Here is an 11,584-nt window from a genome sequence, read left to right on the forward strand (position 1 = left end):
CACCCCCCACCACCCCCCTCGCAGATTGAGCCCCCCATGAAGTCAACCGGCCGTCGGCGCAAGGCCCGTGCACCCCGCCGCGCCACCCGCCCCGAGTTCCTGACCCTGGCCGCCCTGCTGGTCGTCGCCTCCGTGGTGGCGGGGTTCCTGACGCTGACCCGCGCCGACTCGACCGCGCCGACCGCGTCCGCCGGATCCAAGAGAGAGGACGCCAAAGCCGGCTCCAAGGGCGGCCCCAAGGACGCCGGTTCCCCGTCCGGTGCGGCCGAGGAGCCCGAGTGGGACGGCAAGGTCCGGGTGCTCGGCGACGGCTCCACCTCCTACACCGGCCCGCAGCAGGCCGAGTGGAAGCCGAAGCCGCTCAAACCCGGCGAGAAGCCAACGCAGTTCGTGGTCTTCTCCTGGGACGGCGCCCTTGAGGGCGACGACCGCCTGTTCTCGCACTACCGGGAGCTGGCCAAGGAGTACGACGCCCACATGACCTTCTTCCTCACGGGCATCTACCTGCTGCCCAAGGCCAAGAAGGACCTCTACCACCCGCCGCAGCACTCGGCGGGCGCCGCCGCCATCGACTACGCCACCGTGGACCACATCGGCACCACCCTGGAGCAGCTCCGCAAGGCGTACGAGGACGGCAACGAGATCGGCACCCACTTCAACGGCCACTTCTGCGGCGCCAAGGGCGGCGGCGACTGGAGCGTCGAGGAGTGGAAGAGCGAGATCGACCAGTTCTACTCCTTCGCGGAGAAGTGGAAGACCAACAGCGGCCTCACCGACGTCCCGCCGCTGCCCTTCGACTTCAGGAAGGAGATCACCGGCGGACGCGCGCCCTGCCTGGAGGGACAGCCCAACCTGCTGAAGGCCATCAAGGACTACGGCTGGCGCTACGACGCCAGTTCGCCCGGCGACTTCCAGATCTGGCCGTCGAAGAAGGAGGGCATCTGGGACTTCCCGCTCCAGATGCTCCCCTACGAGGACGGCAAGTACCAGGGCCTGTCGATGGACTTCAACTTCCTCTACAACCAGTCCAACGGCGAGACCCAGGGCGATGCGGCCAACTTCCCGCAGTGGGAGCAGCAGACCGTCGACTCCTACATGGCGGGATTCAACCGCGTCTACTACGGCAGCCGGGCGCCCCTGTTCGTCGGCAACCACTTCGAGGACTGGAACGGCGGCATCTACATGAAGGCCATCGACCAGGTCGTCAAGAACATCTGCACCAAGAAGGACGTCAAGTGCGTCTCGTTCCGGGAGCTCGCCGACTGGCTGGACGTCCAGAAACCGGAGACGCTGCAACGGCTGCGCGCCCTGGACCCGGCCCAGTCCCCCGACTGGTCTTCGGTGGTCAACTGACGTGTAAGAGTGGGGAGTTCCGCTTGTGGACCCCACTTCACAGCAGCTCCACACCGCATGCGAAGATGCCGTCGCCCGGTAGGTCTACCGGCGTAGAGGGGAACACCATTGAAATCAAGAAAATTAAGCCGTAAACGACGTCGCGCCACCATAGTCTCGGCGGCGGTCGCCTCGGTCGTCGCCGGCGTGGCGCTGGTGCCCAACTGGAGCGCGGGCGCGGCGGTCACCGACGACCCGACGGTGGACGCGGCCACCAAGGCCACCTTCCAGAAGCTGGCCGACGCGGTCTTCACCGACCGCACCCAGGCCCTGGTGGACGACGCCCCGGGAAGCAAGGGACGTCACCACCGGCTGACGTCCGGCTTCTCCGGCAAGGTCCGCCTGTCCGGCACGCAGTCGCGCGAGGAGACCTCCGCCCTGGACCAACTGCGCGGCCGCAAGGCGCGGCTCGCGAAGCTGGGCGAGAAGTACAGCGCCGCCAAGACCAGCGTCTCGCTGGACGCCACCCAGGTGCAGGGCCGCGACGCCAAGGTCGCCGTCACCGAGACCACGACCCTGACGTACCGGAAGATCCGCGGCAACGAGCCGAAGACCACCGGCTTCCAGGCCCACCACGAGCTGACGTTCCGGGCCGACCAGCAGGGCAACTGGCAGCTGACCGGCATCCGCGACACGGACGACGGCGTCGCCGTCAACCAGATCGCCGCACCGCCCGTCGTCACGCCGCCCACCGCGAAGCCGTCGACCACGGCACCGACCGCGAAGGCCTCGACCAAGGCGCCCACCGCCGCTCCGACCACCCCGGCTCCGACCACCGCGGCTCCGACCACCCCGGCTCCGACCACCGCGGCTCCGACCACCGCGGCCCCGGCTGCCTCCACCACGGCCGCCACCGTCGCCGACGACGGCAACCCGCCCACGGCCCCCCGCGCGGCCATCACCGCGAACCCGCCCGCCGCGCCGAAGAAACTCTCCGGCGGCGCCTACGACTACAAGGCCATGGCGGCGTACGCGACGAAGTACTGGAACCACTACAACCCCGACTACCCCGACTTCAACGGGGCGGGAGCCGGCGGCGACTGCACCAACTTCGTCAGCCAGTCCCTCAAGGCGGGTGGCTGGAAGCACGAACCCGGCTACACGTACGACTTCCACAAGTGGTTCGGGAACTCCCAGATCCAGTCGGACTCGTTCGTCGGCGTCAACGAGTTCTCCTGGTTCGCCCTGTCCTCCAAGCGGGTCACCAGCCTCGCCAACGTCTACCAGATGGACATCGGCGACGTGCTCCAGGTGGACTTCAACCGGGACGGGTCCAAGGACCACTCCATGATCGTCACGTCCCGCACCGCACAGGGCGTGCCGTACCTGTCGTACCACTCCACCAACACCTACAACAGGTCGGTGGCGAGCATCATCGCCTCCTACCCGGACGCGTACTACTACGCCTACCGGACCTGAGCGATGCCCTCCGGGAGCGGGGAACGGGCCGTCAGTGGCCGGCTCCCCGCTCCTCGCGGATCCGGGACACCACCGCGGCCACCGTCTGCCGGACCGCCTCGGTCTCCGTCAGGAAGTGCCAGTAGTCGGGATGGCGGCCCTCCAACGAGGCCACCGCCCGCTCCAGCCGGCCCACCGAGTCGTCCAGCGGGCGGGCGTGCCGCGGATCCGGCGTCGTACGGCCCGACATGGCCAGCCGCTGCGCGTCCCGGATCGCGAACCGGGTCCGCTCGACCTCCGCCTGCGGGTCCTTCTGCACCGAATTCAGCCGCCGCAGCCGGTCCCCGGCGGCCGACACCGCCTCGTCGGTGGTGTTCAGCAGCGCCCGCACCGTCGACAGCAGCGCCGTCGCGTCAGGCCAGCGCTGGGCGTCCCGCGCGGCCTGCGCCTCCCGCAGCTTCGCCTCCGCCTCCCGCACGCTCCCGGCGGCCTGCTCCGGCACCTGCTGCAGGTCCTGCCAGCAGGCGACCGTGAACCGCCGCCGCAGCTCGCTGAGCACCGGCTCCACCTGCCCGGCGCGCGTACTCAGCGCCTGCGCCCGGGTGCGGAGCGACACCAGTCGGTGATCGATCTCGGCGGCCTGCTCCGGCAGCCGCACCGCGTCCGCCCGGATCGCCTCCGCCTCCCGCGCCACCCGCTCGGCGCGCTCCAGCGTCGGCTGCACACCGTGCTGCCCCGCGCCCTGGTTGAGCCTGGTCAGCTCGGGGGAGAGCGCGGCGAGCCGGGCGGCCAGGTCGTCCGCCCCGAGCCCGGAGCCGCGGACGTCGTCCAGCGCGCGGGCGGCGGCGCTCAGGGCCTGCCTGGCGCGCTCGACGGCGGGCGCCACCCGCGCCAGTTGGGTCTCCGCCTTGCCGAGCAGCGGCCCGAGGCCGTTGCCGAAACGGTCCAGGTCCCTTTTGACGCCCAGCAGTTCGTCCTTGGCGGCGGTCAGGTCGACCCGCGCCCGGGAGGCGACGGAGGCCTCCAGGTCGTCACGGTCCAGGTCCTGGGCGTCGACGGCCTGGATGTAACGCTGACTGACCTCGTCGATGCGCCGGCCCAGCGCCTCGAAGTCGGCGATCGCGCGGCGGGCGTCCGGGGAGTCGTCGACGGCCGTGATCGTCTCGATCGAGATCCGCAGGTCGCGCTGGGCGCTGTCCAGCTCGTAGAAGGCGGCCGCGGCGGCGTCCTTGGCGGCCTGCGCCTCGACCCGCTGGGTCTCGGCCCGCCCGCCGAACCAGCGCCGGGTGCCGCCGCCCGCGAAGGCGGCCGGCAGCGCGAGCAGGGCGAGCACCGGCAGGCCCATCAGTACGAGGACGTCACGGACGTCACGGGCGGCAGAGGCGCGCGCCGGGCTCGGACATGCGCTCCGAGGCCGGGGCCGTGCATACGGCGAGTGCGGCTGTACGGGGGTCGCCGGTGTCGCCGTCACATCCCTCTCCTGTCGTCCGCCATGCGTGTGGTCATTCTCCCATTCGCGGCGGACGAACACACGGGCCGGTCAGTCAGCCGTGCGAACTGTGATCCTTCCGTCGCCGGTGGTCGCGGACACCACGTGAGAGCTGGCGTCGTTCCGGGGCACGGAGACGTCCACCGAGCCGTCGCCGGTCTTCGTCGTCACCCGGTACGCGGCGTGCGGCAGCACCAGGCTGACGGAGCCGTCCCCGGAACTCGTCTCCACCCGGTCCGGCACGGCGGCCAGTTCGAGGCGGACCGAGCCGTCGCCGGTGGTGGCCCGCACCCGGCGCGAGGAGACCTCCGCCCGTACGGTCCCGTCGCCGGAGCGCAGCTCCAGGGGCCCGGTGGAGTCGGTCACGTGCACGGATCCGTCGCCGGTACGGATGCTCAGCGCGTCCTTGAAACCGCGCGCCCGCACGCTGCCGTCGCGGTCCTCGACCTTCACGGCGATCCCGCCCGGGACCTCGATCCGGTGCTTGGCCGAGCAGTCGGCGACGACCCCCGAGCACTTCATCCGCAGCACCAGCCGGTCGTCCTTCATGGACCAGGTGACCCTCGGATCGTCCCCGACCAGCACGGACCCACGGAACCAGCGGGTGACCTCCACGGTCCTCGCCTTCGCCGAACCGGCGGCGACGATCTCCAGCGCCGAGTCGTCCGAGTCGACGGTCAGGGTGTTCCCGTGCAGGGCGAAGGAGCGCCGGTCGGGGCTGGTGTCGTCCTCGGCGGAGCCCCCGCAGGCCGTGGCCGTGGCGACCAGGACCACGACGACACCGGCGACGGCGGCGACACGAGCGGGCACGGAACGGGACATGACGATCTCCCCCTGACGACGGACGACGAGCCCCCACGGCTCTGTGAAGACCGTAGAAAGAACCCCCGCCACGGAGAATCCGGCGGGCTACCGGACGGGGGGTGGGGTAAACCCCCGCAGCACCGGGTCCGTTGACACGACGAAGGCCCAGGTCCACGGGTGTCACCCGTGGACCTGGGCCTTCGTCGTACCGCACTGCAATCGGTGGGCGCGGACGGTTTCGAACCGCCGACATCCTGCTTGTAAGGCAGGCGCTCTACCCCTGAGCTACGCACCCGGACGAGTGGACAGCCTACCTTGCCGGGGGAGCCGTCCCGCAAACCCGTTGTCCGGCCCTCGGCGTCCCATGTCACTTCCAGGAGCGTGGCGTGGTTCAGGCGGTCGAGGGCGGGGTCTCGTCCTCGTTGGCCGGGGGCTCGTGGGTGTGTTTCAGGTGGCTGCGGGCGGTGACGCAGTCCGGGCCGGGTAGTTCCGACCAGTAGCGGTGGGTGCTGACGAACACCGCCAGTTCGTGCTCGCGGCGGCGGAGCTTTTCGACCGCGGCCTGCTCGTCGGGTGTCCAGCCCGGTGAGGCCGGCCGCTCCACCTTGCGCCAGCCGCCGTCGTCGCTGAACCCGTCCAGCGGCTCGACCGACCAGGGCAGCCGCTTGAGCAGGGCCGACAGCTCGGCCCGGACCTGGTGCAGCTCCTCCTGACCGGTGAGGAGGTCACTCGGGAAGTCATAGCGCGTAGCCACGCTGCAATGCTACGCCTGTTCGAATTTGATGCGCGACCGCAATGCCGGGGGTTCATGTGTTCGAGTTCGCTCCGGGTGGCGGGAGCGGCTTTTGATCAGGGTCTCTTGAGTAGCAACGCGGATGTGGGCGCCGGGGCACGGTCCGTACCGTCTCGGCCATGGAGGACGGTGCGGTCGGGCCGCTCCGGTACGGGGACGTGCAGGTGGTGGCGCAGGGCGTCGTGCCCGTGGTGGCTCTGGGGACCGTCGGCGGGATGCTGCACCCGCGCGGAGGCGCGCGGGTCGCCGCGATCGGGCCGGCGCTGCTGGGTGTGCTGCTCTGCGTCATGCCGGCCCTCGGCCAGGTCGCCGCCTGAGGATGGTGCGGCAGGGCGCTTGCGCGGTGGGCGCGGGGCGTGCTGACACTGGGGGCATGTGCCGGAGCATCAAGACCCTGCGTCCACCCGCGTTGCCCGAGGAGGCGACCGAGGAGGAGATCCGGGCGGCCGCGTTGCAGTACGTGCGGAAGGTCTCGGGGTTCCGGGCACCCGCCGCGCACAACCAGGAGGTCTTCGACCGGGCGGTCGACGTGATCGCCCAGGCCACGCAGGAACTGCTGGCGGGGCTGGAAGTGCGGGGGCAGGCGGCGTCCAGGGCCGGGTGACGGCCGGGACGGCGGCCGGGTGACGGGTGACGGTGAACGCCGGGTGCGGCGCCCGTCGCCGGCCTTCTCCTACGACGCCTCCGCCGGCTTCAACGGGCGCCGCATCAGGTACGCCGCTCCCGCGCCCGCCGCGAAGAGCGCCGCCACCGACACGCAGGTCGCCAGCCAGGCGGCGCCCAGCCAGCGGGTGCCGAAGTAGCCGAGGGCCACGCTGTAGGTGGCCCAGGACAGGCCCGCCAGCGCGGACCAGGGCAGGAACTCCCGGATCCGGCGGTGTGCCGCGCCGGCGCTGAAGGAGACCACCGAGCGGCCGGCCGGGGCGAAGCGGGCGAGGATCACCAGCGCACCGCCGCCGCCCCGGGACAAGGCCGCGCCGAGCCGTTCCTGCGCCCTGCTCAGCCGCCGGGAGCGGGAGATCGCGCGGTCCAGGCGCTCGCCGCCGTGCCGGGCCAGACGGTAGGCGACGAGGTCACCCAGTACGGACGCCGTCGCCGCGCACAGGGTCAGGGCCAGGATGTCGGGCACGTTCTGCGGGACGTGCCCGGTCGCCGCGCCGGTGCCCGCGGCCGCCGCCGTGGCGGCCGTCACTATCAGCACGCCGCTGGGCAGGACCGGCAGGAACACATCCAGTAGTACGGACGCGGCCACCACGACGTAGATCCATGGAGTGCCGGTGAGTGACCCCACCCTCGCCATACTCTCCAGCACCGAGAACTCCCCCCGTCACCCCCGTGAACCGCGGGCCGTGCCGCGGTGTCGCGCGGGAGCGGCAGGAGCGGCCTTGAACAGCCATACAGCGTACGCCGGAAGTGTGACAGAAGTTTCATTGGGGGTTGATGTGATTACCGAGGCCTCGGCGTCTGTCCGGCCGGCCTCCGTCGCCCCGTACGGTACGGCGGCGGTACGGGGCGACGGAGGCGGGTGGGGAGAGCCGGGGGATCAGCAGGCGGCGAGGTAGTTCTGGAGCGCGCTCTTCTCGGCCGAGTCGACGGAGAGGTTGTAGTAGTACTTCACCTGCACCCAGGCGCGGACGTAGGTGCAGTGGTACGACGTCTGGGTCGGCATCCACTGCGCCGGGTCCTTGTCGCCCTTCGAGCGGTTGGAGCTGGCCGACACGGCGATCAGCTGGGGGCGGGTCAGGTCGTTGGCGAACGCCTGGCGCTGGGCGGTGGTCCACTTGCTCGCGCCGGAGTCCCAGGCCTCGGAGAGCGGAACGACGTGATCGATGTCGAGGCTGGAGGAGACGGTGAAGGTGACGCCGTCGTACGCCGACTTCCAGCTGCCGCTGGTGGCCGCGCAGTTGGCGTCGGTGACGACGTTGGAGCCGTCCCGCTGGAGGACCGTCTCGCGGGTGTCGCACTTGCCGCTGATGGTGATCCAGTGCGGGAAGAGGGCGCGGTCGTAGCCGGTGTGGTTCGGCGTCGCGACGGTGAGCGAGGCGAGGTAGGTGCGGGCGGTGGCCGCGCTGACGGGGGTGGGGAGGGCCGCGGAGGCGGTCGGGCCGTTCAACAGGCCTATGGAGGCTATGAGTCCGGTGATCGCCGCGACTATGCTGAGGCGTTGACGCGCGTAGAGCTTGAACCTGCGGGACATGCGAACTCCCTTGGGCGTGAGGGTCGTTGGGTGCGAGCAGGGGGGCGAGGGAATGCTCGCCGCGCAGTGTTGCGGGCGGGTGAGTGTGCGGTGAGAAGTTAATGACGTGTGCATGACACAGCAAGGGGTGCGGCTGGACTTGCTGTTCGCTGTGATGTGGATCTCGGTGCCGGACGGGTCGCGCGGGCGGTCGCGTACGATGGGGGCGCGGAAGGGGAGTAGCTCTTCGCCGGACCGTCGACATACTGCTCAGCTCGGCTGAGCCGGCGCCCGGAGGCGGACCTCGTGAGCGAGGTCGGCCAGCGAGACCTTCGGTAAGCAGTGCACGCCCGTGCCGTACGGCAGGGTTGAACCGTGTGCTGTCCTGCCGAGGCGTCTTGTCGCACCAGTCGCAGCACTCTCGGCGGGGTGGCCCCGACCGATTGAGGAACAGTGATCACCTTCAGCGTCCTGGCGCTCGTCTTCGGCGTCGTCTTCCTCGCGGAGCTGCCGGACAAGACGGCACTCGCGGGGCTCGTCCTCGGTACGCGTTACCGGGCCTCGTACGTCTTCGCCGGCGTCGCCGCCGCGTTTCTGCTGCACGTGGTGCTGGCCGTGGCGGCCGGCAGCGTGCTGACGCTTCTGCCGCAGCGGATCGTGCACGCGCTGACGGGTGTGCTGTTCCTCGGTGGCGCGGCCATGCTGCTGCTGAAGAAGGACGACGGTGAGGAGGACGTCCGGCGGCCCGAGGACCAGTCCTTCTGGAAGGTCGCGGGGACGGGGTTCATGCTCATCCTGGTCGCGGAGTTCGGTGACCTCACGCAGATCATGACGGCGAACCTTGCCGCTCGTTACGACGATCCGCTGTCGGTGGGGCTGGGGGCGGTGCTGGCGCTGTGGGCGGTGGCGGGGCTGGGCATCGTGGGCGGCAAGGCGTTGATGCGGCGGGTGCCGCTGGCGTTGATCACGAAGGTTGCGGCGTTGCTGATGGCGGGGCTGGGGGTGTGGAGCCTGTGGGAGGCGGTGGCGTGACGGGGGCTCCGCCCCGGAGCCAGGTGGGGGTGCTGCCCTCTGCGGCCGCGCTTTGCCCACCCGCCCGCCCGTCTCGGTGGGGTGAGGGTCCCGGGCCTGGGGCTCCGCCCCAGACCCCGGCGGGGGCTCTGCCCCCTGCACCCCCCGGTTTCCCACCCGCCCACCCATCTCGGTGGGAGGGGAGGGTCCCGACCTGGGGCTCTGCCCCAGGGCCCGGCGGGGGCTTCGCCCCCTGCGTCCCCCGCTTTGCTCGGCCGCTCCGTCCCCGGATCCGGGGTGCGGTGGCCAGATGCTCGGACGTTTTGTACCGTGGAGAAACAAAGTGGCTCCCGTCCGCTTTCCCTGACCGGTGGACGGGGCCGCCTTGTTTCTTCGGGGGCGTGCTCCCACGCCCCCCTCGCTGTGTCTTGGAGTTGCCGATGACGGCCACCGCCGTGTTCACCGCCCGCGCCCTCCTGCTGGACATGGACGGCACCCTCGTCAATTCCGACGCCGTCGTCGAGCGGATCTGGCGCCGCTGGGCCGACCGCCACGGGCTGGACGGTGACGAGGTGATGAAGGTCGTCCACGGCCGCCAGGGGCACGCCTCGATGGCGCTGCTGCTGCCGGACCGGCCCAAGGAGCAGAACCTCGCCGACAACGCGCGCATGCTCGCCGAGGAGACCTCGGACATGGACGGCGTGATCCCGATCCCCGGGGCGGCGGAGTTCCTCGCGGGGCTGCGCGAGGTGCCGCACGCCCTCGTGACTTCGGCCGACGTGGCCCTGTCCACGGCCCGGATGGCCGCCGCCGGCCTGTCCCTGCCCGACGTGCGCGTCACCGCCGAGTCCGTCGGGGCGAGCAAGCCCGACCCCGAGGGCTTCCTGAAGGGCGCCGCCGAACTGGGTGTCGCGCCCGCCGACTGCGTCGTCTTCGAGGACTCCGGAGCGGGGATCGCGGCCGGCCGCGCCGCGGGCATGCGGGTGATCGGCGTCGGCCCGCGCGCCGGGTTCCACCGGCCGGACGCGGTCGTCCCGGACCTGACCCGGGTACGGGTCGAGGCCGTGGGCGACGGGAACGTCCGGCTGCACGTGGCCTAGTGCTGTGACCGGAAAGGTTTGCCGGGAAGCTCGCGGCGTCCGGTGCTGGGGGTACCTCCCACGCCGTTCAGGCAGTGGGGGAGCATCGCAAGGCGGAGCATCGCCCGCGTACTGGATGTACTCGGGTGATGCGACAACGCGGCGTGGGAGTACCCCCGGCCGAAGGCTGGGGGAGTGCCGTGCCGGGCGTCGCGAGCCGGTGAACCTTTCCGGTCACAGCACTAGCTAGCGGCGGCACCCGGACGCCCAGGGGCGCCGGTTCCCACGCGGGTCATGCGCGGGTGCCGGCGTCAGCCTGACAGCAACCCGGCCCCCCGGCCCCGGCTCAGGGCGCCGTCGTCTCCGACTCCAGGCGCGCCCTCGTCGCCGGTCCGTACACCCCGAGTTCGTCGGCGTCGATACCGCGGGACCACTGGTACGCGCGCACGGACTTCTCCAGCCGGCGGCCGAAGACGCCGTCCGCCTTCCCCGGGTAGAGGAACAACTGGGCGAGCCGCAACTGGAGTTCCGTCACCTCGGAGCCCTGGTCGCCGCGGCGCAGTACCGGGGCGGGGGCCGCCGGGGCGCTGGCGCGCATCGTCGTCGGGGTCTGCGTCGGCCCGGCCGGCTCCGACCCCGTGCCGGTGACGTCACCCTCCTGCGATCCGGACGGCGACGGCTCCGCCGTCCCCGACTCCGACTCCGAGGCCGACGCGGACGGTGAGGCGTTCGCGCCGGGCGACGGCGACTCGCTCGCCGTCGTCGGCGTCGACGACGCGTACGACGGTGCGGCGGCCGTCGGCGCGGAGCCCGTGGGTGTCTCCACCCACGCGTCCGGCACGCTCTCCCGTACCTGGCGGGAGGCATGGTCCCGCTCCGGCGACTCGTAGGAGAACAGCCCGCTCGCGAACCCGGCGCCGGCCACGATCGTGACCACGACCGCGCACGCGGCGAGTACGACGGCGGGGCGGGTCCGTCGGCCGCCGCGGTGGCTGCCCGCCCGGCTCTTGGGGCCCTCCGCGCCGGCGATCGGCTCCGGGGCGGCCGCCGGGTCCGCCTTCGTCGCCGTGTCGAACAGGCTCACGTCGGCCGCGCTCGGCTCGCCCGGTGGCGGTGCGAACAGGCCGGGTGGGGCGGTGCGGGTCGGCGGCTGCGGCGGGACGGCCCGCAGCGCCATCGTGGACTCGGCCGGGGTGCCCGGTTGTGTCGTCGACGGCTGGGTGGAGATGCCCGGGTGTGTCGTCGAGGACTCGGTGGGGATGCCCTGCTGACCTGTCGGCGCATCAGCGGGGGCGGCCTGCCGTGCCGACGCGGCCTCCGCGGGGAGGGCTCGCAGCGCCATCGTGGCCTCCGCGGGGGAGGGGGGCCGTGGCTCCTCCCCGGTGGCCCCGGTGGCCCCAGGGGCGGCCACTGCGGTCTCGGCGGCCCCAGCGGGTCCGATG

12 protein-coding genes and 1 tRNA gene are annotated in these 11,584 nt (G+C 71.8%); 6 read left to right on the top strand and 7 right to left on the bottom strand.

What is annotated here, in order from left to right:
* Positions 1-36 precede the first annotated feature (36 nt).
* Positions 37-1,353: a hypothetical protein gene (locus ABZ818_RS01310; RefSeq protein WP_361408921.1), complete on the top strand. Its 1,317-nt coding sequence runs from the start codon at positions 37-39 to the stop codon at positions 1,351-1,353.
* 186 nt (positions 1,354-1,539) lie between these two features.
* Positions 1,540-2,811, top strand: a complete 1,272-nt coding sequence (locus tag ABZ818_RS01315) for an amidase domain-containing protein (protein ID WP_361408923.1) — start codon at positions 1,540-1,542, stop codon at positions 2,809-2,811.
* Between the two features lie 31 nt (positions 2,812-2,842).
* Here ABZ818_RS01315 and ABZ818_RS01320 read toward each other — a convergent pair whose 3' ends face one another.
* The 4 genes from ABZ818_RS01320 to ABZ818_RS01335 all read right to left on the bottom strand — a co-directional run bounded on the left by ABZ818_RS01320 (position 2,843) and on the right by ABZ818_RS01335 (position 5,837).
* Entirely contained in the window at positions 2,843-4,261 is a 1,419-nt protein-coding gene (locus ABZ818_RS01320; protein ID WP_361408926.1) for a hypothetical protein, read from the bottom strand.
* A gap of 69 nt (positions 4,262-4,330) precedes the next feature.
* Positions 4,331-5,101: a DUF4097 family beta strand repeat-containing protein gene (locus tag ABZ818_RS01325; protein ID WP_361408929.1), complete on the bottom strand. Its 771-nt coding sequence runs from the start codon at positions 5,099-5,101 to the stop codon at positions 4,331-4,333.
* Positions 5,102-5,306: 205 nt separating this feature from the next.
* A tRNA-Val gene (locus ABZ818_RS01330) sits at positions 5,307-5,378 on the bottom strand.
* A 96-nt stretch (positions 5,379-5,474) separates the two neighbouring features.
* Positions 5,475-5,837 carry a hypothetical protein gene (locus ABZ818_RS01335; RefSeq protein WP_361408932.1) on the bottom strand — a complete coding sequence of 121 codons (363 nt, stop codon included), beginning with the start codon at positions 5,835-5,837 and terminating at the stop codon, positions 5,475-5,477.
* Positions 5,838-5,995: 158 nt separating this feature from the next.
* Here ABZ818_RS01335 and ABZ818_RS01340 point away from each other — a divergent pair, with 158 nt between their 5' ends.
* Both ABZ818_RS01340 and ABZ818_RS01345 read left to right on the top strand, forming a co-directional pair.
* Entirely contained in the window at positions 5,996-6,193 is a 198-nt protein-coding gene (locus tag ABZ818_RS01340) for a hypothetical protein (protein ID WP_361408935.1), read from the top strand.
* A gap of 56 nt (positions 6,194-6,249) precedes the next feature.
* A complete protein-coding gene (locus tag ABZ818_RS01345) occupies positions 6,250-6,480 on the top strand; it encodes a DUF2277 domain-containing protein (RefSeq protein WP_361408938.1) in 231 nt (76 codons plus the stop codon).
* Between the two features lie 69 nt (positions 6,481-6,549).
* On the opposite strand, the gene ABZ818_RS01350 is transcribed toward ABZ818_RS01345, so the two are convergent.
* Both ABZ818_RS01350 and ABZ818_RS01355 read right to left on the bottom strand, forming a co-directional pair.
* Positions 6,550-7,188, bottom strand: coding sequence for a VTT domain-containing protein (locus tag ABZ818_RS01350; protein WP_361408941.1), 639 nt, complete (start codon positions 7,186-7,188; stop codon positions 6,550-6,552).
* Between the two features lie 231 nt (positions 7,189-7,419).
* The gene (locus ABZ818_RS01355; protein WP_361408944.1) at positions 7,420-8,073 is read right to left on the bottom strand and encodes an HNH endonuclease family protein; all 654 of its coding nucleotides are present in this window, start codon (positions 8,071-8,073) and stop codon (positions 7,420-7,422) included.
* 432 nt (positions 8,074-8,505) lie between these two features.
* Here ABZ818_RS01355 and ABZ818_RS01360 point away from each other — a divergent pair, with 432 nt between their 5' ends.
* Positions 8,506-9,084, top strand: coding sequence for a TMEM165/GDT1 family protein (locus ABZ818_RS01360; protein ID WP_141361291.1), 579 nt, complete (start codon positions 8,506-8,508; stop codon positions 9,082-9,084).
* 419 nt (positions 9,085-9,503) lie between these two features.
* A complete protein-coding gene (locus ABZ818_RS01365; RefSeq protein WP_361408948.1) occupies positions 9,504-10,163 on the top strand; it encodes an HAD-IA family hydrolase in 660 nt (219 codons plus the stop codon).
* Positions 10,164-10,488: 325 nt separating this feature from the next.
* On the opposite strand, the gene ABZ818_RS01370 is transcribed toward ABZ818_RS01365, so the two are convergent.
* On the bottom strand, positions 10,489-11,484 hold the full coding sequence (locus tag ABZ818_RS01370; RefSeq protein ID WP_361408951.1) for a peptidoglycan-binding protein: 996 nt from the start codon (positions 11,482-11,484) through the stop codon (positions 10,489-10,491).
* Between the last annotated feature and the right edge of the window lie 100 nt (positions 11,485-11,584).

It is taken from the genome of Streptomyces sp. NPDC047453, assembly GCF_040643155.1.
Classification (GTDB): Bacteria; Actinomycetota; Actinomycetes; order Streptomycetales; family Streptomycetaceae; genus Streptomyces.

What these genes read in the sequence shown, in the direction of transcription:
- ABZ818_RS01310 (WP_361408921.1), top strand. Translation starts at nt 37, where the DNA reads ATGAAGTCAACCGGCCGTCGGCGCAAGGCCCGTGCACCCCGCCGCGCC.
- ABZ818_RS01325 (WP_361408929.1), bottom strand. Translation starts at nt 5,101, where the DNA reads ATGTCCCGTTCCGTGCCCGCTCGTGTCGCCGCCGTCGCCGGTGTCGTC.
- ABZ818_RS01340 (WP_361408935.1), top strand. Translation starts at nt 5,996, where the DNA reads ATGGAGGACGGTGCGGTCGGGCCGCTCCGGTACGGGGACGTGCAGGTG.
- ABZ818_RS01345 (WP_361408938.1), top strand. Translation starts at nt 6,250, where the DNA reads ATGTGCCGGAGCATCAAGACCCTGCGTCCACCCGCGTTGCCCGAGGAG.
- ABZ818_RS01355 (WP_361408944.1), bottom strand. Translation starts at nt 8,073, where the DNA reads ATGTCCCGCAGGTTCAAGCTCTACGCGCGTCAACGCCTCAGCATAGTC.
- ABZ818_RS01365 (WP_361408948.1), top strand. Translation starts at nt 9,504, where the DNA reads ATGACGGCCACCGCCGTGTTCACCGCCCGCGCCCTCCTGCTGGACATG.
- ABZ818_RS01370 (WP_361408951.1), bottom strand. Translation starts at nt 11,484, where the DNA reads ATGGCGCTGCGAGCCCTCCCCGCGGAGGCCGCGTCGGCACGGCAGGCC.